The organism is Streptomyces sp. M92 (assembly GCF_028473745.1).
GTDB lineage: Bacteria > Actinomycetota > Actinomycetes > Streptomycetales > Streptomycetaceae > Streptomyces.
The window spans coordinates 6,337,756-6,361,108 of record NZ_CP101137.1; the positions used below are offsets into that span (position 1 = coordinate 6,337,756).

23 protein-coding genes and 1 pseudogene are annotated in these 23,353 nt (G+C 73.1%); 15 read left to right on the forward strand and 9 right to left on the reverse strand.

Going from position 1 to position 23,353, the window contains the following annotated elements; genetic code table 11:
• Nucleotides 1-55: 55 nt before the first annotated feature.
• Nucleotides 56-2,182: a SpoIIE family protein phosphatase gene (locus M6G08_RS29015; RefSeq protein WP_272590075.1), complete on the forward strand. Its 2,127-nt coding sequence runs from the start codon at nucleotides 56-58 to the stop codon at nucleotides 2,180-2,182.
• A gap of 103 nt (nucleotides 2,183-2,285) precedes the next feature.
• On the opposite strand, the gene M6G08_RS29020 is transcribed toward M6G08_RS29015, so the two are convergent.
• The gene (locus M6G08_RS29020) at nucleotides 2,286-3,179 is read right to left on the reverse strand and encodes a putative protein N(5)-glutamine methyltransferase (RefSeq protein WP_272590076.1); all 894 of its coding nucleotides are present in this window, start codon (nucleotides 3,177-3,179) and stop codon (nucleotides 2,286-2,288) included.
• Nucleotides 3,180-3,351: 172 nt separating this feature from the next.
• Nucleotides 3,352-4,419, reverse strand: a complete 1,068-nt coding sequence (locus tag M6G08_RS29025; RefSeq protein WP_272590077.1) for an ABC-2 transporter permease — start codon at nucleotides 4,417-4,419, stop codon at nucleotides 3,352-3,354.
• A gap of 103 nt (nucleotides 4,420-4,522) precedes the next feature.
• Between M6G08_RS29025 and M6G08_RS29030 the strand changes: the two genes are divergently transcribed.
• From M6G08_RS29030 to M6G08_RS29055, 6 genes are all read left to right on the forward strand, one after another.
• Nucleotides 4,523-5,059: a MarR family winged helix-turn-helix transcriptional regulator gene (locus M6G08_RS29030; protein ID WP_383141762.1), complete on the forward strand. Its 537-nt coding sequence runs from the start codon at nucleotides 4,523-4,525 to the stop codon at nucleotides 5,057-5,059.
• A 49-nt stretch (nucleotides 5,060-5,108) separates the two neighbouring features.
• A complete protein-coding gene (locus tag M6G08_RS29035; protein WP_272590078.1) occupies nucleotides 5,109-5,714 on the forward strand; it encodes a sulfite oxidase-like oxidoreductase in 606 nt (201 codons plus the stop codon).
• Entirely contained in the window at nucleotides 5,707-6,483 is a 777-nt protein-coding gene (locus M6G08_RS29040; RefSeq protein ID WP_272590079.1) for a ferredoxin reductase, read from the forward strand. The genes M6G08_RS29035 and M6G08_RS29040 overlap by 8 nt, the downstream gene beginning before the upstream one ends.
• A gap of 114 nt (nucleotides 6,484-6,597) precedes the next feature.
• Entirely contained in the window at nucleotides 6,598-7,182 is a 585-nt protein-coding gene (locus tag M6G08_RS29045) for an Rv1733c family protein (protein ID WP_272590080.1), read from the forward strand.
• 147 nt (nucleotides 7,183-7,329) lie between these two features.
• On the forward strand, nucleotides 7,330-8,298 hold the full coding sequence (locus M6G08_RS29050; protein WP_272590081.1) for an acetylxylan esterase: 969 nt from the start codon (nucleotides 7,330-7,332) through the stop codon (nucleotides 8,296-8,298).
• A gap of 200 nt (nucleotides 8,299-8,498) precedes the next feature.
• Complete coding sequence (locus M6G08_RS29055) at nucleotides 8,499-9,242, forward strand: GntR family transcriptional regulator (RefSeq protein ID WP_272590082.1); 744 nt, start codon at nucleotides 8,499-8,501, stop codon at nucleotides 9,240-9,242.
• A gap of 18 nt (nucleotides 9,243-9,260) precedes the next feature.
• Here the strand turns inward: M6G08_RS29055 and M6G08_RS29060 are convergent, their stop codons facing one another.
• Entirely contained in the window at nucleotides 9,261-9,986 is a 726-nt protein-coding gene (locus tag M6G08_RS29060; protein ID WP_272590083.1) for a class I SAM-dependent methyltransferase, read from the reverse strand.
• Nucleotides 9,987-10,097: 111 nt separating this feature from the next.
• Nucleotides 10,098-10,691 carry a PadR family transcriptional regulator gene (locus M6G08_RS29065; protein WP_272590084.1) on the reverse strand — a complete coding sequence of 198 codons (594 nt, stop codon included), beginning with the start codon at nucleotides 10,689-10,691 and terminating at the stop codon, nucleotides 10,098-10,100.
• Nucleotides 10,692-10,783: 92 nt separating this feature from the next.
• Between M6G08_RS29065 and M6G08_RS29070 the strand changes: the two genes are divergently transcribed.
• From M6G08_RS29070 to M6G08_RS29080, 3 genes are all read left to right on the forward strand, one after another.
• The gene (locus M6G08_RS29070; RefSeq protein WP_272590085.1) at nucleotides 10,784-11,194 is read left to right on the forward strand and encodes a nuclear transport factor 2 family protein; all 411 of its coding nucleotides are present in this window, start codon (nucleotides 10,784-10,786) and stop codon (nucleotides 11,192-11,194) included.
• Nucleotides 11,195-11,556: 362 nt separating this feature from the next.
• Nucleotides 11,557-12,696, forward strand: coding sequence for a transcription termination factor Rho (gene rho, locus M6G08_RS29075; protein ID WP_272590086.1), 1,140 nt, complete (start codon nucleotides 11,557-11,559; stop codon nucleotides 12,694-12,696).
• A gap of 98 nt (nucleotides 12,697-12,794) precedes the next feature.
• Nucleotides 12,795-13,976 (forward strand): D-alanyl-D-alanine carboxypeptidase family protein, encoded by a 1,182-nt coding sequence (locus M6G08_RS29080; protein ID WP_272590087.1) that lies wholly within the window; start codon nucleotides 12,795-12,797, stop codon nucleotides 13,974-13,976.
• Nucleotides 13,977-13,998: 22 nt separating this feature from the next.
• Here the strand turns inward: M6G08_RS29080 and M6G08_RS29085 are convergent, their stop codons facing one another.
• Nucleotides 13,999-14,931, reverse strand: a complete 933-nt coding sequence (locus tag M6G08_RS29085) for a glutaminase (protein WP_272591464.1) — start codon at nucleotides 14,929-14,931, stop codon at nucleotides 13,999-14,001.
• Nucleotides 14,932-15,061: 130 nt separating this feature from the next.
• Between M6G08_RS29085 and M6G08_RS29090 the strand changes: the two genes are divergently transcribed.
• The gene (locus M6G08_RS29090) at nucleotides 15,062-16,120 is read left to right on the forward strand and encodes a fatty acid desaturase family protein (protein WP_272590088.1); all 1,059 of its coding nucleotides are present in this window, start codon (nucleotides 15,062-15,064) and stop codon (nucleotides 16,118-16,120) included.
• A 30-nt stretch (nucleotides 16,121-16,150) separates the two neighbouring features.
• Here M6G08_RS29090 and M6G08_RS29095 read toward each other — a convergent pair whose 3' ends face one another.
• Nucleotides 16,151-16,987 carry an undecaprenyl-diphosphate phosphatase gene (locus M6G08_RS29095; RefSeq protein ID WP_272590089.1) on the reverse strand — a complete coding sequence of 279 codons (837 nt, stop codon included), beginning with the start codon at nucleotides 16,985-16,987 and terminating at the stop codon, nucleotides 16,151-16,153.
• An 83-nt stretch (nucleotides 16,988-17,070) separates the two neighbouring features.
• A complete protein-coding gene (locus M6G08_RS29100) occupies nucleotides 17,071-17,358 on the reverse strand; it encodes an ArsR family transcriptional regulator (RefSeq protein ID WP_272590090.1) in 288 nt (95 codons plus the stop codon).
• Between the two features lie 163 nt (nucleotides 17,359-17,521).
• Here M6G08_RS29100 and M6G08_RS29105 point away from each other — a divergent pair, with 163 nt between their 5' ends.
• The gene (locus M6G08_RS29105; RefSeq protein ID WP_272590091.1) at nucleotides 17,522-17,929 is read left to right on the forward strand and encodes a MarR family winged helix-turn-helix transcriptional regulator; all 408 of its coding nucleotides are present in this window, start codon (nucleotides 17,522-17,524) and stop codon (nucleotides 17,927-17,929) included.
• Here the strand turns inward: M6G08_RS29105 and M6G08_RS29110 are convergent.
• On the reverse strand, nucleotides 17,926-18,327 hold the full coding sequence (locus tag M6G08_RS29110) for an SseB family protein (protein WP_073731113.1): 402 nt from the start codon (nucleotides 18,325-18,327) through the stop codon (nucleotides 17,926-17,928). The genes M6G08_RS29105 and M6G08_RS29110 overlap by 4 nt on opposite strands.
• Before the next feature lie 216 nt (nucleotides 18,328-18,543).
• On the opposite strand from M6G08_RS29110, the gene M6G08_RS29115 reads away from it, so the two are divergent.
• Both M6G08_RS29115 and M6G08_RS29120 read left to right on the forward strand, forming a co-directional pair.
• Entirely contained in the window at nucleotides 18,544-18,876 is a 333-nt protein-coding gene (locus M6G08_RS29115; protein WP_272590092.1) for a DUF2795 domain-containing protein, read from the forward strand.
• Nucleotides 18,877-19,004: 128 nt separating this feature from the next.
• Nucleotides 19,005-20,459 carry a glyceraldehyde-3-phosphate dehydrogenase gene (locus M6G08_RS29120; RefSeq protein WP_272590093.1) on the forward strand — a complete coding sequence of 485 codons (1,455 nt, stop codon included), beginning with the start codon at nucleotides 19,005-19,007 and terminating at the stop codon, nucleotides 20,457-20,459.
• 127 nt (nucleotides 20,460-20,586) lie between these two features.
• Here the strand turns inward: M6G08_RS29120 and M6G08_RS29125 are convergent.
• A pseudogene (locus M6G08_RS29125) lies at nucleotides 20,587-20,715 on the reverse strand (acetylxylan esterase); the annotation flags it as partial.
• A 352-nt stretch (nucleotides 20,716-21,067) separates the two neighbouring features.
• Here M6G08_RS29125 and M6G08_RS29130 point away from each other — a divergent pair.
• Nucleotides 21,068-23,320: a phosphoinositide-specific phospholipase C-related protein gene (locus tag M6G08_RS29130; RefSeq protein WP_272590094.1), complete on the forward strand. Its 2,253-nt coding sequence runs from the start codon at nucleotides 21,068-21,070 to the stop codon at nucleotides 23,318-23,320.
• Nucleotides 23,321-23,353: the final 33 nt, after the last annotated feature.

The following is a 23,353-nucleotide window of genomic DNA, read 5'->3' on the forward strand; positions in this document are numbered from 1 at the left end:
AGGGAGTCGGCATCGACAGGGCGTGCCGCGCGGAACGGCGAAGGCGGGGCGTGGGATGAGTGCAGCCGGGTCTGCCGGGTTCGACGGGGACGCCGTGCCGCGCGGGGCGGTGCGGCCCAGCGGTCTGCTCGACGTGCTGAACGTGGCCTCGGTGGTGCTGGACACCGAGGGCCGGATCGTGCTGTGGAGCCCGCAGGCCGAGGAGCTGTTCGGCTACTCGGCGCCGGAGGCGCTGGGGCAGTACGCCGCCCGCATCATGGTCCACGAGCGCCACCTGGACCTGGTCGTGAAGCTGTTCGCGGACGTCATGAAGACCGGCCGGAGCTGGGCCGGGGCGTTCCCGATCCGCCGCAAGGACGGCGGGACGCGGCTGGTGGAGTTCCGCAACATGCGCCTGCTGGACGACCGGGGGGACGTCTACGCCCTGGGGCTCGCGGTCGACCGGTCGACGGTGCGCCGGCTGGAGCAGGACGTGGCACTGTCCACACGGGTGATCCGGCAGTCCCCGATCGGGCTCGCCGTCCTGGACCCGGAGCTGCGGTACGTCTCGGTCAACCCGTCCCTGGAGCGGATGAACGGCCTGCCGGCCGAGGAGCACATCGGCCGGACGGTCCGCGAGGTGCTGCCGCTGGTGGACGCCGCTCCGCTGGAGGAGGCGGCGCGCCTGGTGCTGGAGACGGGACGGCCGGTGGTCGACCGGGCCGCGACCGGGCGGACCCCCGCCGACCCGGGCCGGGACCACACCTGGTCGGTCTCCCTGTACCGGCTGGAGGACGCCGTCGGTGCCGTGCTCGGGGTGGCCGTGTCGGTGGCGGACGTCACCGAGCAGTACGAGGCGGGCGTCGAGGCGGAGGCCGCACGGCGCCGGCTGGCCGCCGTGGCGGACGCCTCGGCCCGGATCGGGACCACGCTGGAGCTGGACCGTACCGCGCACGAACTGGCCGACGTGGCCGTGCCCGGCCTAGCGGACATCGCGGCCGTGGATCTGCTGGAGACGGTGGTGAAGGGCCGGCGCAGCACCCTCGGCCCGGCCGAGCCGGCCGTGATCCGCGCCCTGGCCGTGCAGGCCCAGGACGCCCCCGAGGCGCTGCGGGCGGCCGACCGGCCCGGTCAGGTCGCCCGGTACGGGCCGGACCGCCTGGTCACCGAGTGCGTGCGCACGGGGCTGCCGGTGATGGTGGAACGGGTGACCGAGGAGGACCTGCCGCGGATCGCCCGCTCCCCCGAGGCGGCCGAACTGCTGCGCCGGGCGGGCGTGCACTCCTACCTGGCCGTGCCGCTGATCGCTCGGGGCGAGGTGCTCGGCGCCCTGGACCTGAAACGGATGCGCAACCCGCTGCCGTTCGGCGAGGACGATCTGCTGCTCGCCCGGGAGCTGGCCGTCCGGGCGGCGCTCCAGATCGACAACGCCCGCTGGTACCAGAACGCCCGCGACGCCGCCCTCACCCTCCAGCGCAGTCTGCTGCCCAGCCATCCGCCCGTCACGGGCGGGCTGGAGGTCGCCTCCCGCTACCAGCCGGCCGAGGCCACCAGCGAGGTCGGCGGCGACTGGTTCGACGTGATCGAACTGGACGGCTGCAAGACGGCGCTCGTGGTGGGCGACGTGATGGGCAGCGGCATCACGGCGGCGGCGTCCATGGGTCGGCTGCGCACCGCGACCAACACCCTGGCCGCCCTCGACCTCGATCCGGCGTTCCTGCTCGAACACCTCGACCGGACCACGGCCGGCCTCGACCAGGCCATCGCCACCTGCGTCTACGCCGTCCACGACCCGCACCTGCGGCAGTGCCGGATCGCCAACGCGGGCCACCTGCCCCCCGTCCGGCTGCGGGCGGGCCGCCCGCCGGAGCTGCTCGACCTGCCCACCGGGGTGCCCCTGGGGGTGGGCGGCGTCCCGTTCTCGACCACCACCGTGGACCTGGAGCCGGGCGACCGGCTGGTGTTCTACACCGACGGTCTCGTCGAGACCCGCAGGCATCCGCTGGACGAGCGGCTGGACGCGCTCCTCGCGCTGCTGGAGGGCCCGGACCGCCCGCTGGACGAGGTGTGCGACCTGCTCCTGCGCACCCTGCACGAGCCGGACAACGCCGACGACGTGGCCCTGCTCATCGCCCGGGCCACGCCGCCGGACGCGCCCGGGCCTGCCCGGCGGATCGGGGCGCGGGGAGCCGACGGCGCCTGATGGGCGGGGGTGAGCGGGGCGATGGGTCCGGCGCGAGCGAGGCCGAGCGGGGGCGGGAGCCGGCAACCGACGACAACGCCGCCGGGGGCACCGCCCACGCCCTTCAGGCAGTGGTGGAGGGCGTGCCGGGCCCCGCGTCCGCGGTCCGATCCGCCGGACAGCCCTGGCCCGGGCCAGGCTCCCTGACGCCGATCACCACATGGGCGTACAGCTCCTCGCAGACCGCGAGACGGGTCGCGAGCCCCGCCCGGGTGAAGGCGTCGACGGCCGCCGGTGCCTGGCGTTCGCTCGTCTCGACCAGCAGGCAGCCGCCGGGCGCGAGCCAGTCCGGTGCCCCGGCGGCGACCCTGCGCAACACCCCCAGGCCGTCGGCGCCGCCGTCGAGGGCGACCAGCGGCTCGTGCTCCCGCGCCTCCGCGGGCAGCAGGGGGACCTCGCCGGTGGGGACGTAGGGCACGTTGGCCGCGAGGATGTCCACCCGGCCGCGCACCGCGTCGGGCAGCGCGTCGAACAGGTCCCCGGCGTACACCCGGCCGCCGCAGCGGGCGAGGTTGCCGCGGGCGCAGGCGACGGCGGCCGGGTCGACGTCGGCGGCGTGCACCTCGGGCCGGTCGAGCTCGGCGGCCAGGGCGGCGGCGACGGCGCCGGAGCCGCAGCACAGGTCCACGACGACGGCCGCGTCCGGCGCGTGGGCGAGGGCCTCGGTCACCAGGAACTCGGTACGGCGGCGGGGGACGAAGACCCCAGGGGTGACGGCGACGCGCAGACCGCGGAACCCGGCCCAGCCGAGGACCAGTTCCAGGGGCAGTCCGTCGGCGCGGCGGCCCACCAGGGCGGTGAGCTCCCCGGCGGTGCGGGCGGCGGCCAGGATCAGTTCCGCCTCGTCCTCGGCGAAGACGCAGCCCGCGGCGCGCAGCGCGGCCACGACGGAGTCGTACGACGGGAAGGCGGCCGAGAAGGGGGAAGGGAAGGGGGGCGTGGAGAACAGCTGAGGCATGGAAGCCGAGAGCCTTTCGAGAACCGAGAGGCGCTCTCAGGGTCACCCGCTGACGGGGACCGCACTGACGTCGAGTGAGAGCACCAGGGCCGACACAGCGGTAATGGGTCTCACCTCCTGGATGTCCGGCGGCCGGGACTGTCTCCGGCCGCCGATCACACTACCCCAAAGATCAGACGCCGACGGACTCCTCGGCCTCCTCGTCCGCTTCCGCCTCTGCCCTGGACCCGGCCTCCCGGCCGTCCGGCCTCGCGTGCTTGCCGGCGGTGACCGGCGCCGGCCCGGCGCCGGCGCGCTCTCGGAGGGCGGCGACCGCCGTCACCAGCAACCCGAGCAGCAGCCACGCGGCCAGCGTCCACACGCTGCGGCCCAGCCCGTCGCCGTCGAAGTACAGCAGGCTGCGGGCGCCCTCGACGAACCCGGCGCCGTTCCAGAAGGCGTGCAGGGTGCCGAAGAAGCCGTTCTGCAGCTCGGGGCGGAACAGACCGCCGGAGCTGGTGAAGTTGAGCATCACGAACAGCACCATCATGGCGAGCGTGGTCCACCGCTTGAGGAAGGTGTGCAGGCCGACGCCGATGAACAGGATGCCCGCGGCGTACAGCCACGCCATGCCCCACACACCGGCGAGGTCGTGGTGGGCGAGGTGGAACACCGGCCCGGCGAGCAGGGCGCCGATGCCGCTGACGACGACGGAGACACCGAGCGTGAGCAGGGCCCGCATCCGCACGGACAGGGCGGCTCCGGCGGCGCCGAGGGCGGCGACGGAGGCGTAGGAACCGATGCTGACCGCGATCAGCAGGAAGAACAGGCCCTGTCCGGTGGGGTCGTCGTCGACCGGGGTGGCCACGTCGGTCACCTTCAGCGGGAGGCCCTGCTCCTCGGCGAGCGGGGTGAAGACCTTCTCGGCGGCCATGGCGCCCATGTCGGAGGCGGCGGTGGCCACCAGGACCTCGGGCGCCTGGGCGCCGGGCACGTAGGCGCCGGTGACGTCGCGGGCCTTCAGCAGGTCGACGGCGTCGGCGCGGCTCGCGACGGTCCGCACCTCCAGCGCGTCGCCCGCCTCGTCCTTCACCGACTGGGCGAGGACCTTCGCCTCGGGCCCGGAACCGACGACGGCGACCGGGAGGTGGTTCGGCTCGGGGGTGACGAAAGCCCCCATGTAGGCGAGTCCCATGCCGACGCACATCAGCAGCGGGGTGATCAGGTGCGTCAACACGTGGCGCAGGGCGTGCGACTTCATCGCGCACATCCTCCAATGGGCGGCCGGACGGCCACCAACTAGTTGGCTTATACAACTCTCTTTCCAGTTGTACTATACAACTAGCAATGGAGGAGGGAGACCCGTGACGACCGCCGAGCCGCACGACGAGACGACTGTCACCCCCGGCGACCGCACCGCGGACGCGGCCGTGGAGACGATCCAGCGGGAGATGACGGCCTTCGCCCGCCGCGCCCGCGCGTCGGCGGGGCGCATGCACCCGGAGCTGTCCCTGGTGTCGTACACCCTGCTCGGGCACCTGGAGGAGCGGGACGGCTGCCGGGCCACCGACCTGGCCGCCCACTACGCCCTGGACAAGTCCACCGTGAGCCGCCAGGTGTCCGCCCTGGAGCGCGCCGGGCTCGTCGAGCGCCGTGTCGCCCCGGACGACCACCGCGTCCAGGTCCTGCACCTCACGGACGCCGGGCGGCGCATCCTGGCCCAGGTCACCGAGAGCCGCCGGGCCGCCGTCCGGGAGCGGCTCGCGGACTGGTCCGAGGAGGACCTGGCCCGCTTCTCCGCGTACCTGGAGCGGTACAACGCGTGGCCGGCCGCTCCGGCCGGCGGGGACCGGGACCGGAGTCGCGCCCCCGGGCACGTACGGTTGACCGGTACGCACTGAGCACACCGGCCGCGGCATCCCGTCGCGCCGGTCCGAAAGGCCGCACCGCATGAACACCACCCGAGGCTTCACCGGGCGCCCGCGCGGGGCCCGGCCCGGCCTGCCGCCCGGCCAGTACGACGCCGGCGACGACTGGCCCGTGCTGTCCGCCGAGGTCACGCCCGAGCTGGCGGCCGCCGACTGGACGTTCCGCGTCGGCGGCCTGGTCGCCGAGGAGCGCACCTGGGACTGGGCGGACGCCCACCGCCTGCCGGCGTCGGCGTACGCGGGCGACATCCACTGTGTGACGGGCTGGTCGAAGTTCGGGGTGCGGTTCGCGGGCGTGTCCCTGGACACCTTCCTGGAGGCGGCGGCCCCCTTGCCGTCCGCCACGCACGCCGTCGCGTACGCGCACACCGGATACACGGCGAACCTGCCGCTCGCGGACCTGACGGGCGGGCGCGCCTGGATCGTCTGGGAGTACGACGGGCGGCCGCTCGCCCCCGAGCACGGCGGCCCGGCGCGGCTGGTGGTGCCGCACCTGTACTTCTGGAAGAGCGTCAAGTGGATCGCCGGCCTGGAACTCCTCGACCACGACGAGCCCGGCTTCTGGGAGCGGAACGGCTACCACGCGCGCGGCAACCCCTTCGAGGAGCAGCGGTACTCCGGTGACTGAGACGGCGACGCACGAGACAGCGCCTTTCACGCCCCCGACGCGGTTCGCCGTGCCGGGACGCATCGAGGTGGCGGGCCAGGTGGCCGCGAGGTGGCAGACGGCGACCCTCGCGCAGATCCGCCGGGAGACGCCCCGCGCGTCCACCTTCCGGCTCGCGGTGCCCGGGTGGGCGGGCCACCTGCCCGGCCAGCACCTGATGCTGCGGCTCACCGCCGAGGACGGGTACACGGCCCAGCGGCACTACTCGCTGGCGTCCGCGCCGGACGACTCCGGGCACATCGAGCTGACCCTCGACCACGTCGAGGACGGCGAGGTGTCCGGCTGGTTCCACCGGGTGGCCCGGCCCGGTGACCGCGTCGAGGTGCGCGGCCCGCTGAGCGGCTTCTTCGCCTGGCCCGGCGACCGGCCTGCCCTGCTGCTGGGGGCGGGCTCCGGGGTCGTGCCGCTGATGTCGATGGTCCGGCACCACCGGGCGCGGCGACTGACGGTGCCGCTGCGGATGCTGGTGTCCGCGCGCGGCCCCGAGGAGCTGATCTACGCCCGTGAGCTGGGCCCGGAAACGGTCCCCGTCTTCACCCGGAGCGCGCCGGCCGGGACGCCCGTGGGCCGGATGACGGCCGCCCACCTGGCACCGCTGCTGGCCGAGCCGCCCGCCGGGGGCTGGGAGGCGTACGTGTGCGGTTCCAACTCCTTCGCGGAGCACGCCTCGCGCCTGCTGGTGGCGGCCGGCCAGCCGGTGGACCGCATCCGGATCGAACGCTTCGGCTGAGCCGGCCGCGTGCTCGGGCTCCTCCGCGTCCGGGACGGAGACAGAGTGAGCGAGGTCGGCCGTACGGGGTACCTGACCCCTGCGGGTACTCGCACACGAGGCGCGGAGGTCGACATGCGAACCCGGGTGCGTGGCCGGCGCCTGCGGCACAACCCGCTGCGACGCCGGTCGGACGTCTTCGAGGCGTGGACGACGGTGGTCGTCGCCCTCCTGCTGTTCCTGGGGGCACCGGCGCTGGGCGCGGCCGCCGCCCTGTGGAGCCACGCCGGCGCGCAAGCGGTCGCGGCCGAGCAGCGGGCCGAGCGGCAACGCGTGCGGGCGACGGTGGAGGGCAGCACCCCGGACACCCTCCCGTCGGTGCAGGCGGACAGCCGGCACTCCTACCGTGCGACCGTCCGCTGGACCACACCGGAGGGCACCGAGCGGACCGGCACCGCCCGGGTCCCGGCCGGTACCCGCAACGGTGATGCGGTCGACGTGTGGCTGGACTCCGGAGGCCGGAACGTACCGGCGCCGATCCACGACTCCGCGGTCCTCCAGCACAGCGTGACCATCGGCGCCTGCACGACGGCCGGGGCGGCGCTCGCGGCGCTCCTGGCGCGCCGCGCCGTACGCAAGGTGACCATGCGGCGCCGGCTGGCGGAGTGGGAGCGCGAGTGGGCCCTGGTCGAACCGCAGTGGACGCACCGGCGGGCCTGACCGGTCGCACCCGGCTGACCTGCGGTTCGACGGGCCGAACGCCGGCGAGGGGTGCCGCGATCAGGATCTGGCGGGTCCTTGGATCGCTCACATACGGTGTGATCATCCGATCGGTCCGGCACTGGCCCCCAGCAAAGGCGGTTCTCGATGGCCCTGTTCGACCTTCCGCTCGACGAACTCCGCGACTACCGCAGCGCGTCGGCCGAGCCCGGGGACTTCGACGCCTTCTGGGCCAAGACGCTCGCCGAGGCCCGTGAGCACGATCCGGCCGTCCGCTTCGAGCCGGTGGACACGGGACTGTCCACGGTGCGGGTGCACGACGTGACCTTCGCCGGGTTCGGCGGTCACCCGGTGAAGGGCTGGCTGACACTGCCCGCGGCGGCCGAGGAACCGCTGCCGCTGGTCGTGGAGTTCGTCGGGTACGGCGGCGGGCGCGGACTGCCCCACGAGCACCTGCTGTGGGCGTCCACCGGGCGGGCGCACTTCGTGATGGACACCCGTGGCCAGGGCAGCGCGTGGGGCGGCGGTGGCGGTACCCCGGACCCGGTCGGCGGCACCCCCGCGTACCCGGGTTTCATGACCCGCGGCCTGGACGCCCCGGAGAACTACTACTACCGCCGCGTCTTCACCGATGCCGTCCGAGCGGTCGAGGCGGCCCGCTCGCACCCGCTGACCGACGCGACGCGCACGGTCGCCCTCGGCGGGAGCCAGGGCGGCGGCATCACGATCGCCGTCGGCGGGCTGGTGCCGGACCTGACGGCTGTCGCCCCGGACGTGCCGTTCCTGTGCGACTTCCCGCGCGCGACCACGCTCACCGACCGGCACCCGTACCGGGAGATCGGCCTGTACCTCAAGACGCACCGCGGCCGCACCGAGGACGCGCTGCGCACCCTGTCCTACTTCGACGGGGTGCACTTCGCGGCACGCGGCCGGGCGCCCGCCCTCTTCTCCGCGGCCCTGGAGGACCAGACCTGCCCGCCGTCGACCGTCTTCGCGGCGTTCAACGCCTGGGCGCACGACGACAAGGCGATCGAGGTGTACGACTTCAACGACCACGAGGGCGGCGGGCCCTTCCAGGAGGCCGCCAAGCTGCGGTGGCTGCGTTCCCGCCTCTGACCGGGACCGGGGCCTGTGACCGGTACGAGGGCCGGGGCGCCCTGTACGGCGCCTTGTGGCGCGGTGACGGACGGTCGACGCGCGGGTGAGGTTTCGGCCGAACCGGCAGGCGGCTCTTCCCTGCTGGTTTAGACCAATGGTAATTCTGGTGGCGCACCGAGCCCGCGCGGCTACCGCACGTCACGACAGGAGGGCGCGGCATGGCCCCCGCCACCCCGTACGACCACTCCCCCGCCGACGCCCCGCCGCTGTACCGGCGGGTGGCCGCACGACTCCTCGGCGAGCTGCACGGCGGGACCTTCCCGCCGGGCGGACGGCTGCCCGGCGAACGCCGGCTGGCCGAGCACTTCGACGTGAGCCGGGAGACCGTACGGCAGGCCCTCGAAGTGCTGCGCCGGGACGGGCTGCTCGCCACCGACCGGCGGGGCAGTCACGTCGCCCTGCCGGGACCGGCCCCGCAGAGCCCGGCGTCGCTGGCCTTCCCGGTCGGCGCGCGGTCGGCCGAGCCGTGCACCGGCGACCGGACCACCGTGTCCTGGGAGCCGCCGTCGCGGGAGCACGCCGAAGCGCTGGGGCTGGCGCCCGGCCGGCCGACCCTGGTGCACCGGTACACGTCCGCGACCGCGGACGGGAGCGGCCGGCGGACGGCCGTGACCTCTTTCTCCGCCGTGGCCCTCGCCGAGGTCGAGGAGCTGGCCCGGTACCGCGGACGCGCCGACGGGTCCAACTCGGCGCAGCTGCGGCGGGCGTACGACTGGATGCGCGGGGCGGGCCTGACCCTGCACCACCGGGACACGATCACCCGGCTCGCGGACACCCAGTCCGTGCGGGTCGTCCGGCGGGTGCACGACCAGTTCGCGCGGCCCCTGGAGATCACGGATCTCCTCGTGGACGCCCGACAGGACGCGCTGGTCTACGAGTTCACGCTTCCGGCGGCGGGCTGACCCGGTCCGTGCCCGCCCTCACGGCAGCCGCCTGGCCACGACCAGCCGGGCACGCGGACTGCCGTCGGGCCGGAGCCCGAATTCGGGCAGGGCCCGCAGCTCCGTGCGGAACCCGGCGCGGGCCAGTTCCCGGCCCACGTCCCCGAGCCGGAACGTCCGGTAGTACATGACGAACGGCGGCCGCCACAGCGCGTTGCGCACCCGCATCGCGGCGTCGAAGCCGAGCAGCGTCCAGTATCCGCGGGAGCCGGGCCGGGGCGGGGCGACGACGGGGAAGGCGAAGCAGCCGCCCGGCCGGAGCACGGAACGCACCTGGCCGAACAGCCCCGGCAGTTCGCGGGGCAGGAAGTGCCCGAAGGCGCCGAAGCTGACGACGAGGTCGAAGGCGGGGCCGAAGGGCAGGGCGCGGGCGTCCGCGCGCACCCAGGAGACCGCGGGCCCCTCGGGCACGACGCGCTCCCGGGCGACCGCGAGCATGCCCGCGCTGAAGTCGACGCCCGTGACGCGCTCCCGGCACACCCGGGACAGCACGTCCACGCCGGCGCCGGTGCCGCAGCACAGGTCGAGCCCGGCACCGAACGGCCCCGCCGGTTCCAGGGCCGAGGCCACGGCGCCCAGCACCCGGTCCGGCGTCCGGTAGGGAGTGTGGTCGAACTTCGGCGCGAGCAGATCGTAGCCGCGCTCGACCGACGACAGCGCCTGGACGGCGAGTTCGCGCAGGGTGGGGCCTTCGGGGCTGAACATCAGGTCAGCCTAGGGCCTGTCCGACGCTTCGCGTCGTCGCCCGAAGGGCGGCCGCGCGGCGTCAGGCGCGGCGAGAGCGCGTGCATGGCGTCGCGGGGCAGACGGGAACTGTCAGACAGGCCCTCGGGCCTGCCCGGTCGGGCCCGCCGGGGCGCGCCGCTCCCGGAGCACCGCGAGGACGCGCTCGCACCAGCCGGCGTTCTCCCGCTCGAACGTGATCCCGGCGAGCAGGGTGAGGTAGGGCCCGACGCGTTCGGACTCCCGCAGGTGCTCCTCCTCGGTGCGGCCGTCCAGGAGGCGCTCGCGGACCCGTTCGTAGCGGGCGAGTTTGCCCAGGGCCCAGGCCCTGCGTTCCTCCACCAGCGCGCGGACCCGCTCCGGATCGACGCCGTCCATGGCCTGCATCTTGATCAGGAACTCGTCGCGGACGGCGGTGGGACGCCGGGTCGGCTCGGCGGCGAAGGCGCCCAACTGCTCGCGGCCGGCCGCCGTGAGCGAGAAGAGCCGCTTGGTGGGCCGGCGCTCCTGCGGCACCGTCCTGGCCTCGATGAGTCCGTCGCCCGCGAGGCGCTCCAGCTCGCGGTAGAGCTGCTGCGGCGTGGCCGGCCAGAAGTTGGCGAGCGAGACGTCGAACACCTTGGACAGCTCGTAGCCCGAGGCCTCGCCCTCCAGCAGGGCGGCCAGGACGGCGTACTTGAGAGACATGTCGACACGCTAGCAAGCAGGAGCTAGCCTACTCCGCACCTATTCAAAAAGTTGGGTACACCGTCAGGTGCCCACTGACCTCAGGAGTCGCGATGCGGGCATTCCGTGCGGCGGTCGAGGCCCACGACCTCGACGCCGTCGAAGCACTGCTGGCCGAGGACGTGGTCTTCACCAGTCCCGTGGTGTTCAAGCCCTACCGCGGAAAGGCGATCACGGCGGCGATCCTGCGTGCGGTCACCCGCGTCTTCGAGGACTTCCGCTACGAACGCGTCATCGGCGAGGCGGACGGCCGGGACCACGCACTGGTCTTCACGGCACGGGTGGGCGACCGCGAGATCGGCGGCTGCGACCTCCTGCACCTCGACGAGGACGGACGGATCGACGAGTTGACGGTGATGGTACGACCGCTGTCGGGCGCGCGGGCGCTGCAGGCGGCGATGGGCGCGCAGTTCGAGCGGATCGCCCGGGAGGCGCAGGAGGCGGAGGCGCGTCCGGGAACCTGAGCCCCACGCGGCACACGCGGATGACGGAACATCCGGCGCGTCCACGGCGTTGAGGAGGGCGGGAGCCGGAGAAGGCGCCCGCCTCTCCGCCGTACCACGGCTTCCGTGGTACGGTGCGTAAAGCACTTGTGTACGCCCGGTCCCGGGCGCCGGTGCCTGTTTCTCCCTCGGTTCGCCGACCCGCCCGTCCAGTCGACCGGCGCGTCGGCTTCCCAGCACAACCTCGTGAGCGGACGTCTCGTACCGCTGTGTCCGAGGTGCTGTTCCCGCCGTCCGGAGGAGTGTCGTCCGACCCCTCGCGCGGCCTCTCACCCCTTCCTTCCGCATCTTCCGTGCCCGCGTCCTCGAAAGGACCGACCACCATGACCACCACACTCGAACACCCCCCTGCATGTCAGTCCCCGGCCGAGACCGTGAGCGGTGTCCTCGACATCGACGCGGGCGGCAAGGGACATCTGCGAGGCCCGAGCCTGCAGCCCGAGCCGGCCGACCTGTCCGTCTCCCCCGCGCTGATCCGCCGTCACGGCCTGCGCAAGGGCGACTTGGTCGAGGGCGTGCGCGGCGACCGCCGCGCCCTGTCCGACGTCGTCCGGGTGGGCGGCCGCGCCCCCGACCGGCAGGGCGGCCGGCGCCGCTTCGGCGACCTGACGCCGCTGCACCCGCACACGCGGCTGCGGCTCGAACACCCGGCGGCCGGAGCGACCGGGCGCCTCGTCGACCTGCTCGCCCCGGTGGGCAAGGGGCAGCGCGGCCTGATCGTGGCCCCGCCGAAGACCGGCAAGACCGTCCTCCTCCAGCAGATCGCCGCCGCGGTCGCCGGCAACCATCCCGGCTCCCGCCTCATGGTGGTGCTCCTGGACGAGCGCCCCGAGGAAGTCACCGACATGCGCCGGGCCGTGCGGGGCGAGGTGTACGCCTCGACCTTCGACCGCGGCGCCAAGCAGCACATCGCGCTCGCCGACCTCGTGATCGAGCGGGCCAAGCGGCTGGTCGAGGCCGGCGAGGACGTCGTCGTCCTCCTGGACTCCCTCACCCGGCTGTGCAGGGCGCACAACAACGCCGCCTCCTCCGGCGGCCGCACCCTCAGCGGCGGGGTCGACGCCGGTGCGCTGCTCGGGCCCAAGCGGTTCTTCGGCGCCGCCCGGCAGGTCGAGGAGGGCGGCTCGCTCACCATCCTCGCCACCGCCCTGGTGGAGACCGGCTCGCGCGCCGACGACTTCTACTTCGAGGAGCTCAAGAGCACCGGCAACATGGAGCTGCGGCTCAGCCGCGAGCTCGCCGCCCGGCGCGTCTTCCCCGCCGTGGACCTGACCGGTTCCGGCACCCGCCGCGAGGAACTGCTGCTGTCCCCCGCGGAGTCGGCCGCCGTGACCGGGCTGCGGCGGGCCCTGCGGACCCGGGACGGGCAGTCCGGTCTGGAGACGCTGCTGGAGCGGATGCGCCGGACCCCGGACAACGCGACGTTCCTGCGCACCGTCCAGCCGACGCTGCCCGCCGACTGACGTCCGCCGTCGCTCCCCGCTACGGCATCCGGGTGCTTGCGGGTACGACCCGGCCCGGGCAGCGTGGCGGTCCGGGGGGCCGTTCCTACGTTTGCGGTATGACTATCGGATTCTCATCCCGGGCGGTTCGCGCCACCTGTGTGCTCTGCGCGGCCGGGCTGCTGACGCTCATGCCCGCCGCCGCGGCCGCCCGCGCGGAACGGCCGGACCCCGGTCCGCCCGGCGGACCACGGGCCGCGGCGCCCGGGCAGGCGCTCCTGTACCGCTCCGGTACCCAGGTCCGGCCCCTGCGGGGCGCACCCGAGGTCCCCGATGTCTCCGCGCTGTCCTGGGTGGTGGCCGACGCCGGCACCGGCGAGGTGCTGGCCGCGCACGACGCGCATCGCAAGCTGCCGCCGGCCAGTACCCTCAAGACCCTGTTCGCCCTCACGGTGCTGCCGGTCCTGCCGGGCGGCATCCGCCACGAGGTGAATGCGGACGAACTGTCCGGCATCGGCCCCGGAAGCAGCCTGGTGGGTGTCGTGGAAGGACGTACGTACCGGGTCTCCGACCTGTGGAACGGCGTCTTCCTGAACTCCGGCAACGACGCGGTCCACGTCCTCGCCTCGCTCACCGGCGGCTGGCGCGCCACGGCCGCCCGCATGCAGGCGGAGGCCCGGGCCCTGGGCGCTCGTGACACCCACGTGCGCTCCCCCGACGGCTACGACGCGCCGGGACAGGTGTCGTCGGCGTACGACCTCGCGGTCTTCGGCCGGGCGGGCCTCAGGAACCCGGACTTCGCCCGGTACTGCAAGAAGATCGACGCGATGTTCCCCGGCCGCGACGGGGACTCGTACGGGATCATGAACACCAACCGGCTGCTCACCGGGGCGGACGGCGTGGAGCCGTACCCGGGGCTGATCGGCATCAAGAACGGCTACACCAGCAACGCCGGCAACACCCTCATCGCGGCGGCCCGCCGCGACGGACGGACCCTGGTGGTGACCGTGATGAACCCGCAGGAGGGCGGCGGCCACGCCGTGTACGAGGAGGCCCGCGCCCTGCTCGACTGGGGATTCGAGGCGGACGGCCGCGTCGACCCGGTGGGATCGCTGGCGCCCGCTTCCGCCCGCCCCCGGCCGGGCCCCGGGGCCGTACCGGCGTCGGTCACGACGGCCCGGCCGGCCCCGGACGACGCGGGCTGGGCGGAGACCGGTGCGATCGTGGGCGTCGCCGGACTCGGCGCGGGCGCCATGGCACTGGCCCTGCGGCTCAAGCTGGTCCGGGTGGAGAAGGACTGACCGCCCCGCCCCGGCCCCCGCCTCAGAAGACCGAGAGGCCGGTCAGCGTCGTGAAGCGGTCCAGGGCGGCGACCCCGGCCACCGAGTTGCCCCGCTCGTCCAGGCCGGGGCTCCACACGCACAGCGTGCAGCGGCCGGGCACCACCGCGATGATGCCGCCGCCGACCCCGCTCTTGCCCGGCAGACCCACCCGGTAGGCGAAGTCACCGGCCGCGTCGTACGTGCCGCAGGTCAGCATCACCGCGTTGACCTGCTTGGCCTGACTGCGGCTCAGCAGCCGGGTGCCGTCGGCACGGATGCCGTGCCGGGCCAGGAAACCGGTCGCCAGGGCGAGGTCGGCGCAGGAGGCGGCCACGGAACACTGCCGGAAGTACTGCTCCAGCAGGACCGGCACCGGGTTGTCGATGTTGCCGTACGACGCCATGAAGTGGCCGAGGGCGGCGTTCCGGTCACCGTGCGCGGTCTCGGAGGCGGCGACCTCCTCGTCGTGGGTCAGGTCCGGGTTGCCGCTCTCCGCGCGCAGGAAGGCGAGCAGTTCGCCCGCCGCGTCGCCGGTGCGGGTGTGCAGGCGGTCGGTGACGACGAGGGCGCCGGCGTTGATGAACGGGTTGCGGGGGATGCCGTTCTCGTACTCCAGCTGCACCAGGGAGTTGAACGGGTTGCCGGACGGCTCGCGGCCCACGTGCTCCCAGAGGGCGTCGCCCTCGCGGGACAGGTCGAGGGCGAGGGTGAACACCTTGGTGATGGACTGCGTGGAGAAGGGTTCGCGCCAGTCCCCCACTCCATACACCGTGCCGTCCGGCTCGGCGACGGCCATGCCGAAGCGGCGCGGGTCGCAGGCGGCCAGCGCCGGGATGTAGTCCGCGGGCCGGCCGCTGCCCGGGGTCCGCTCGATCTCCTCGGCGATGCGTTCCAGGACCGGCAGGAAGGTCGTCGGCGTACTCATGATCGCCATTGTCCACGCGGGCGCGTCCCGGCGCGCAGCGGCGGGGAGGAACCCCAGGTCGGGGGTGGGGCTGGCCACACCCCGGGCTCGGGTGCCAACGCCATTCTGCGACCGGACGGCCGTTCACATACTGAAGTACATGGTCAATTCAACGGTGCTCGTCGAGAGCACGCCCCCGCGTGGACAGGAAAAGGGACGCGAGAAGGGGAGCGACTTTTCCGAACTCAACCGGCGTATGGCCGACGCGGGGCTGCTGCGGCGCCGCCCGCTGTATTACACGGTCCGTTTCGGTCTGGTCGCCCTGGCGCTCGCGGGCGGTGTCGCCGCCTTCCTCCTGCTGGGGGACAGCTGGAGCCAGCTGTTCGTGGCGGTGGGGATGGCCGTCGTCTTCGGCCAGCTCGGACTGGCCGCCCACGACCTCGCCCACCGGCAGGTCTTCACCCGCCGGCGCCCCAGCGAGACCGGCGGACTGCTGGTGGCCAACCTGCTGCTGGGCATGAGCTACGGCTGGTGGATGAACAAGCACACCCGCCACCACGCCAACCCCAACCACGAGGAGAAGGACCCGGACGTCGCGCCCGACATCCTGGTCTGGTCCCGGGGCCAGGCGAGCCGGGCCGAGGGGATCCCGCGCTTCATCGGGAAGCACCAGGCCGCGCTGTTCTTCCCACTGCTGACGCTGGAGGGGCTCAACCTCAGCTTCAACAGTTTCAAGGCACTGCGCAGCCCGTCCATGAAACGGCCGGTCCTCGAGGGAACGCTGCTCGTCGCCCACTTCGTCCTCTACTTCGGCGGCCTGTTCACGGTCCTCTCCCCCGGCAAGGCGCTCGCCTTCGTCGCCGTGCACCAGGGCCTGTTCGGGATCTACCTGGGCTCGGTCTTCGCCCCCAACCACAAGGGCATGCCGATGATCGAGGAGGGCACGCGGCTCGACTTCCTGCGCCGCCAGGTCCTCACCTCCCGCAACGTACGCGGGGGATTCCTCGTCGACGCGTTCATGGGCGGCCTCAACTACCAGATCGAGCACCACCTCTTCCCCAGCATGCCGACCCCGGCTCTCGGCAGGGCTCAGGTCATCACCGAGCGGTACTGCGCCGAACTGGGCGTCCCGTACCACCAGACGGGGCTGCTGGCCTCGCACCGGGAGGCGCTGCGCCACATGAGGAGCGTCGGGGAGCCGCTGCGCAACGCCCGCTGAGCACCCGTGCGGTGTCCCGGCGTGCCGCGGTCAGCTCTGCAGTACGCCGGTGCCGAGCAGCCCGAACAGCAGCAGGCCGACCGCGATCCGGTAGATCACGAACGCGTTGAAGGAGTGCTTGGCGACGAACCTCAGCAGCCAGGCGATGGAGGCGTAGGCCACCACGAAGGAGACGAGGGTGCCGACCGCCAGGGGCGCGGCGCCCGTCCCGGCGCCGAGGGCGTCCTTCAGTTCGTAGAGACCGGCGCCGGTCAGGGCGGGGATGCCGAGGAAGAAGGAGAGCCGGGTGGCGGCCACCCGGTCCAGGTCGAGCATCAGGGCGGTGGACATGGTGGCGCCGGAGCGGGAGAAGCCGGGGAAGAGTAGAGCGAGGATCTGGGAGCTGCCGACCAGCATCGCGTCCTTGAAGGACGTGTCGTCCTCCCCCCGCTTGTGCCGGCCGGTCCGGTCGGCCACCCACATCACGCCGCTGCCGACGATCAGCGAGCCGGCGACCACCCACAACGAGGCCAGCGGCCCCTTGATCAGCGGCTTGGCGGCCAGTCCCACCAGCACGATCGGGATCGTCGCCGCGATGACCCACCAGGCGAACCTGTAGTCGTGGTGGTAGCGCTCCTCCCGGTCGGTCAGCCCGCGCAGCCAGGCGGAGACGATCCGCGCGATGTCCCTGCGGAAGTAGACGAGGACGGCGGCGATGGCGCCGACCTGGATGACCGCCGAGAATCCGATGACGGCGTCGTCGTCGACGGGGATGCCCATCAGCCCCTCGGCGATCTTGAGGTGGCCGGTCGAGGAGACCGGGAGGAACTCGGTCACCCCCTCGACGGCTCCGAGGACGACGGCCTGACCGATGCTGATGGCGCTCATGGCATCCATGTCCTACTACAAGCGGTGAGCGGCTCCCGGTCACCGCCGGAGCGCGTCGGCCTCCGTCACCCCCGCGAGCGCCGCTACCAGCCCTTCTCGAACATCCGCGCCACCTCGGCGACGCGCACCTCGTCCCGCCGGTAGTACGTCCGCCGGCGGACGCGGGTGGCGCGGAGCAGCCCGAGCCGCGCGAGGAGTTCGAGGTGGGTGACGGCCACCCGGCGGGACACGCCGAGCTTGGCGCCGACCAGTTCCGCGCGGACGCCGTGGGCGACGACGTCCTCGTGGTGCCGCGGCGGGAAGTGGGCGGCCGGGGCCGAGAGCCATTCCAGGATGGCGAGGCGCGTACCGCGCACGGGGGTCCTGAGCATCTCGCCCTCCCTGGTTCCGGGCCCGCCCGTACCGTGTCCTCCCACTGTCCCGCAGCAGGTGCCCCGTTGTCCGGGACTCCGGCACCTTGCCCCACCGGCTCCCGTTTGCGCGCGCACTGGTTGCACGGGAAACGAACCGTGGCTCCGGTGTTACCGTGCAGACATGGCAGCCAGAACGGCCGGTGCGCGGCTCGGGGAACGGTGGCGGGAGATCCTCACGGTGCACGCGCGCACGTTGTGCGAGATCGACCGCGTGCTGCACCCGCACGGTCTGGGCGCCAGCGACTTCGAGGTGCTGGACATCCTCGCGGCCGAGGGCCCCGAGGAGGGCTCGCAGTGCCGGGTGCAGAACCTCGTCGGCCACGTCCACCTGAGCCAGAGCGCGCTGTCCCGTCTCATCGCCAGGCTGGAGAAGGACGGGCTGGTGGTGCGCTCGATGTGCGCGGAGGACCGGCGCGGTGTGTACGTCGCCCTGACCCGCAGGGGCCGCGACCTGCACGCGGAGGTGCTGCCGCTGCAGCGGGCCGTACTGGCCCGCATGCTCGGCGACGACGCGGGCGCTCCGCTCTAGGGACGGGCCAGCAGGGTGCGTACGCCGTCCGACGTGAGCGTGAGGCGGTGCTCGGAGCCCGCGTCGATGGACAGTGACAGGTCGTCGGCCGGCCACTGCGCGGCGAGGGCGCCCAGCGGCACCATGCGGTAGCGGGAGACGTACGGCAGCAGGTCCGCCATCTGGAGCTCGGACGTGAAGACCGGCACCACCTGCCGGCCGCCCTGCTGTTCCAGCACCGGAAGCGCGAGCATCCCCGGGTCGGCGGCGTCCTGGTCGTTCGCGTCGTCGGGAACGGGGACGAGGACGTCGCTGCTCGCGAGCGTGTCCAGCGCCGCCGTGTCCTCGGTGTTCTCGGCGAGCGCGTCCAGCGCGCGCTGGGCGGGCGAGACGGAGTTGTCGTTCGCGGGTGTTTCCATGACAGTTCCCTGGTCGCGGCGGTGGGGTTCCCGCCCCGAACGATCGGCGCGGGGGCGGTCCAGCCTCGCGTACCCGATCGCCCAGGCCGCAATCCCGTTCGAGGATTCGCCCCGGAATGTGAGGAGTGGGACCCAGGGGGTTACCCGGAGAATCCGAACACCCCCGCGGGCCCCACGGACCCGCAGGGGTCGATCCACGGACCGGGAGAAGACCTCATGTCCCACAGCACCAGCGCCCGAGAGGTGGCCGACGCCGTCAAGGACGCCGACTTCCCCGCGGGCAAGGACGATCTGATCCGGGCGGCACGCGAGGCGGGCGCCTCGCAGGACGCCGTCGCCGCGCTGCGCGGCATTCCGTCCGAGAGCTACGCCAATCGCGAGGAGGTGGCCCGGTCGGTGCGCGTGGATCCCGCGTCCGACCTCGGCACGTCCCGCGCGCAGCGCGCCGAGCAGGCCCGCGCGGGCGGGAAACCCGGCCAGTCGCAGCACCTGCGTGAGGTGCCGAAGCCGCCGGTGGAGGAGGAACTGGACCGCGGCCGGGACCGCTGACGCCCCGGCCCGGGACGGGAACAGACGGCACCGCGGCCTGATCATCTGATCACAGGGAGGCCCACTTGATCGATCATAAGGGCGATGGGGTTAGCATATGAGCGCCGCCTAGCTCGAAAGATAGAGACGTGACTGTCAACGACGACTCGTTCACCAACTGGAAGAACCGCGAGGAGATCGCGGAGTCGATGATCCCGATGATCGGGAAGCTGCACCGTGAGCGGGACGTCACCGTCCTGCTGCACAGCCGCTCCCTGGTGAACAAGTCGGTGGTCAGCATCCTCAAGACCCACCGCTTCGCCCGGCAGATCGCCGGCGCGGAGCTGTCGGTCACCGAGACGATGCCCTTCCTGCGGGCCCTCACCACGCTGGACCTCGGCCCCTCGCAGATCGACATCGGCATGCTCGCCGCGACCTACAAGAGCGACGACCGCGGGCTGTCGGTGGAGGAGTTCACCGCCGACGCCGTCGCCGGGGCCACCGGCGCCAACAAGATCGACCGTGGCGAGGGGCGCGACGTCGTCCTGTACGGCTTCGGCCGCATCGGCCGGCTCGTCGCCCGCCTGCTCATCGAGAAGGCGGGCTCGGGCAACGGTCTGCGGCTGCGCGCCATCGTGGTGCGGGGCGGCGGTGAGCGGGCCGCCGAGGACATCGTCAAGCGGGCCTCGCTGCTGCGCCGCGACTCCGTGCACGGCCAGTTCCAGGGCACGATCACCGTCGACGAGGACAACAGCACGATCCTCGCCAACGGCAACGCGATCAAGGTGATCTACGCCGACGACCCGACGCAGGTCGACTACACGGCGTACGGCATCAAGAACGCCATCCTCATCGACAACACCGGCAAGTGGCGCGACCGGGAGGGCCTGTCCAAGCACCTGCGCCCCGGCATCGACAAGGTCGTCCTGACCGCGCCGGGCAAGGGCGACGTCCCCAACATCGTGCACGGCGTCAACCACGACACCATCAAGCCGGACGAGCGGATCCTGTCCTGCGCGTCCTGCACCACCAACGCGATCGTCCCGCCGCTGAAGGCGATGGCGGACGAGTACGGCGTGGAGCGCGGCCACGTGGAGACCGTGCACTCGTTCACCAACGACCAGAACCTGCTGGACAACTACCACAAGTCGGACCGCCGCGGCCGCAGCGCGCCGCTGAACATGGTGATCACGGAGACGGGTGCCGCCTCCGCCGTCGCCAAGGCCCTCCCGGACCTCAAGGCGAAGATCACCGGCAGCTCCATCCGCGTCCCCGTGCCGGACGTGTCGATCGCGATCCTCAACCTCCAGCTCTCCCGCGAGACCACCCGCGAGGACGTGCTCGACCACCTGCGCGAGGTGTCGCTGACCTCGCCGCTCAAGCGCCAGATCGACTTCATCAGCGCCCCCGACGCGGTCTCCAGCGACTTCATCGGCTCGCGCCACGCCTCGATCGTCGACGCCGGCGCGCTCAAGGTCGAGGGTGACAACGCCATCCTCTACCTCTGGTACGACAACGAGTTCGGCTACTCCTGCCAGGTCGTCCGCGTCGTCCAGCACGTATCCGGGGTGGAGTACCCGACGTACCCGGCGCCGGCGGTCTGATCGCCGCGGTACGTGGAATGGGGCGGTGGGAAGTTGTCTCCCACCGCCCCTCGCGCATGCCGGGTCAGGAAGTGAGGCCGTCCACGAACAGCAGGGTCAGCACGATCGGCGCCGATCGCCGCCGGGCCGGGCGCCCGTGACCGCGGGTGAGGAAGCCGGGGACGGCGCCGGTCAGGGCGGCGGTGTCGGGGGTGGCCCCGCCCGCCGTGGACCAGCCCTGGCCGCGGGTGCCCATGACGAGGTGCGCGTAGCCGGCCCGCCCTTCCCTCCCGGATATCCGTGGTCCGGACCGTGCCGAAGAAGATCGCCGGCGCCGATGCCCAGGCCTTCGCCTCCAAGCCGGTCGGCTCGGGCCCGTACCGGTTTCTTGTCGGCGGTCCACGAGGACGAGATCGTCATGGAGAAGTCCACGGCCCGGCCCCGTCGGCGATGGACGGTCCGGGCGGACACCGCTGGCACTGTGTGCACCCGCAGCGGAGCGACGCCGGGCAGGCGGCCCCGAGCGGTGGCTGACCCGCATCGGCCGACCGGGCCGGGGCATGAGTGCGACATGGCGTACCACCCGTACGCCGTGTCGCACGACGGTCGGCCGAAACGAGAATGGGGTCATGGACGGACTGGTTCGGCGTTCCCCCTGGGTCGGGGTGCTGATCTGGTGCGTGGCGGTGCTGAGCCTGTCCGTCCTGGCCGCGGCGGCGGTGGTGCGCAGTACCGTCCTCGACCCGAAGTTCTACTCCCGGGTACTGGAGGACGAGCGGGCCTACCAGCGGTTCTACGACGAGGTGCTGGTCGACCCGGCCAGTACGCCGCTGACCCAGGAGCTCCTGGACCGGCTGCCCGTCCCGCAGTCGACCATCACCTCGAACCTCAAGGTGGCCATCCCGCCGGAGACGCTGCGGGCCATGGGCGACCGGCAGATCGCGGAGGTGATCCACTACCTGGAGGGGAACCGCGACCGGCTGCGGATCACGGTCGACCTGGAGCCCGTCGTGGCGAACGTCGAACGGCTCAGCCAGGCCTACTTCGGTGACGCCGTCGCCGCCCTGCAACAGCGTTCCGAGCCCGACTTCCAGGCCTTCGTGCAGCGACTGTCGGAACTGGCGGCGCAGGTGGTGGCCGGTGAGGCGCCGCTCGAGGGCCTGCCGTCGCTGCCGCTGTCCCACGGGCAGGCCATCGCGGCGACCGAGGTGCTGATGCGCCTGGTGCCGGCGGACGCGCGCGCGGGGGTCAGGCCCACCGTGCAGGCGGCGCTGGTCCGCGGGGACGTGGCCGGGGCACTGGCGTCGGTCGCACCGGTCGCGCTGACGGACCGGGTCCGGGCCGCGGCCGCGGAGTTCCTGCGGGAGGCGCGGCAAGGCACCTGGGTCATCACGGTCGACGTCGATCCGGCGCGGGAGGCGCTGGCCCCGGTGGACCGCGCCCGTTCCGTCACCCGCCTGTTCCAGGAGGTGGTGGAACCGGCGGCGGCGGTGCTGTGCGCCGCCGCGCTCACCCTGCTGTGGCTGTCCAGGCCCGGTCCCGTCAGACGGCGGCTGTTGCCGCTCGGGTGGGTGCTCGCGGCCGCCGCCTCGCTGACGGCCCTGACCGTGGCGCTGCTGCGCCTCATGCCGGTCGACGCCCTGTTCGGGACTCCGGCCTCGTGGCCCCCGTCGGCGGCGGAACTCCTCACGGACGTCCAGGCCACGGCCGTCGACCAGCTCCTGACGACCGCCGTGCTCGTCGCGGTGATCCTGCTCGCCGCGGGCGCCCTGCTGATCACCGTCGGATGGGCCTGGGAGACCAGGCCCGGCATGCCGGTCCTCACCGATCCGCGGCACGGTCCGACGCTGACCTTCGCCGTCACGGCCTGCGCGCTGGTCGGCACGATGCTGGCGCCGGTCGCCGTCACCGGTTCCTCGCCGCGCATCTGCCAGGGCAGCGCCGAGCTGTGCGACGCCCGGTACGACGAGATCGCGCAGCTCGCGTCGCACAACGCGATGGCCACGACGGCGGACCGGTTCATCGGCCCCCTCCAGGACCCGGACATCGTCGGCCAGCTCGACGCCGGGGTGCGCGTCCTGCTCCTGGACACGCACCGCTGGGAGCGGCCCGAGGAGGTCGCGGACCGGCTCAGCACCTCGGACTTCTCCCCCGCGCTGCGCCGACGGCTCACCGGCATCCTGGAGCGGGTGAACCCTCCGGAGCCGGGCCTGTGGCTGTGCCACTCGGTGTGCGGGGCCGGCGCACTGGAACTGGCGCCCACGCTGCGTCAGATCGGTGACTGGCTGCGGGCGAACCCCACGGAGGTGGTCACGCTGATCCTTCAGGACGGGATCGGTGCCGTCGACAGTCAGGCCGCCTTCGAGCAGGCCGGGCTCTCGGACCTGCTGTACGAGCCGGACCCGGACCCGGACCGCCCGTGGCCGGAGCTGGGCGAGATGATCGACGAGGGCCGGCGACTGGTCGTCTTCGCGGAGAAGGCCGACGGGCCCGCGCCGTGGTACCGCAACTTCTACCGGTACGGCATGGAGACGCCGTTCGCGTTCCGCAGCCCGGACGAGATGTCCTGCCTGCCGAACCGGGGGGGCACGAACAAGCGGCTGTTCCTGCTCAACCACTTCGTCACGGCCGGCGGTGGACGGCGGCTGGACGCCGGGACCGTCAACTCCCGGGAGCGGGTGCTGGAACGGGCGCACAACTGCGAGCGGCAGCGCGGCAGACCGGTGAACTTCGTCGCGGTGGACTACGCGACGATCGGCGACGCGCTCGGCGCGGTCGAGGAGCTGAACGCCGAACGCCGTGAGGACGACGGCCGCTTCCCCGTCGAGCGGTCGCCGGAGCGGCTCGGCGACGCGGTGGTGGCCGCGTCGCCGAGGGATTGAGACGGCCGACGGTTCCTCGGCGGATCCGCCGGC

Bases quoted from the DNA above. Each gene is read 5' to 3' on its own strand.
- M6G08_RS29070 (WP_272590085.1), top strand. From the start codon at position 10,784: ATGCGGGCATTCCGTGCGGCGGTCGAGGCCCACGACCTCGACGCCGTC.
- M6G08_RS29105 (WP_272590091.1), top strand. From the start codon at position 17,522: ATGGCAGCCAGAACGGCCGGTGCGCGGCTCGGGGAACGGTGGCGGGAG.
- M6G08_RS29035 (WP_272590078.1), top strand. From the start codon at position 5,109: ATGAACACCACCCGAGGCTTCACCGGGCGCCCGCGCGGGGCCCGGCCC.
- M6G08_RS29015 (WP_272590075.1), top strand. From the start codon at position 56: ATGAGTGCAGCCGGGTCTGCCGGGTTCGACGGGGACGCCGTGCCGCGC.
- M6G08_RS29045 (WP_272590080.1), top strand. From the start codon at position 6,598: ATGCGAACCCGGGTGCGTGGCCGGCGCCTGCGGCACAACCCGCTGCGA.
- M6G08_RS29100 (WP_272590090.1), bottom strand. From the start codon at position 17,358: ATGCTCAGGACCCCCGTGCGCGGTACGCGCCTCGCCATCCTGGAATGG.
- M6G08_RS29060 (WP_272590083.1), bottom strand. From the start codon at position 9,986: ATGTTCAGCCCCGAAGGCCCCACCCTGCGCGAACTCGCCGTCCAGGCG.
- M6G08_RS29050 (WP_272590081.1), top strand. From the start codon at position 7,330: ATGGCCCTGTTCGACCTTCCGCTCGACGAACTCCGCGACTACCGCAGC.
- M6G08_RS29095 (WP_272590089.1), bottom strand. From the start codon at position 16,987: ATGAGCGCCATCAGCATCGGTCAGGCCGTCGTCCTCGGAGCCGTCGAG.
- M6G08_RS29115 (WP_272590092.1), top strand. From the start codon at position 18,544: ATGTCCCACAGCACCAGCGCCCGAGAGGTGGCCGACGCCGTCAAGGAC.
- M6G08_RS29025 (WP_272590077.1), bottom strand. From the start codon at position 4,419: ATGAAGTCGCACGCCCTGCGCCACGTGTTGACGCACCTGATCACCCCG.
- M6G08_RS29020 (WP_272590076.1), bottom strand. From the start codon at position 3,179: ATGCCTCAGCTGTTCTCCACGCCCCCCTTCCCTTCCCCCTTCTCGGCC.
- M6G08_RS29055 (WP_272590082.1), top strand. From the start codon at position 8,499: ATGGCCCCCGCCACCCCGTACGACCACTCCCCCGCCGACGCCCCGCCG.
- M6G08_RS29085 (WP_272591464.1), bottom strand. From the start codon at position 14,931: ATGGCGATCATGAGTACGCCGACGACCTTCCTGCCGGTCCTGGAACGC.
- M6G08_RS29090 (WP_272590088.1), top strand. From the start codon at position 15,062: ATGGTCAATTCAACGGTGCTCGTCGAGAGCACGCCCCCGCGTGGACAG.
- rho (WP_272590086.1), top strand. From the start codon at position 11,557: ATGACCACCACACTCGAACACCCCCCTGCATGTCAGTCCCCGGCCGAG.
- M6G08_RS29110 (WP_073731113.1), bottom strand. From the start codon at position 18,327: ATGGAAACACCCGCGAACGACAACTCCGTCTCGCCCGCCCAGCGCGCG.
- M6G08_RS29080 (WP_272590087.1), top strand. From the start codon at position 12,795: ATGACTATCGGATTCTCATCCCGGGCGGTTCGCGCCACCTGTGTGCTC.
- M6G08_RS29130 (WP_272590094.1), top strand. From the start codon at position 21,068: ATGGACGGACTGGTTCGGCGTTCCCCCTGGGTCGGGGTGCTGATCTGG.
- M6G08_RS29065 (WP_272590084.1), bottom strand. From the start codon at position 10,691: ATGTCTCTCAAGTACGCCGTCCTGGCCGCCCTGCTGGAGGGCGAGGCC.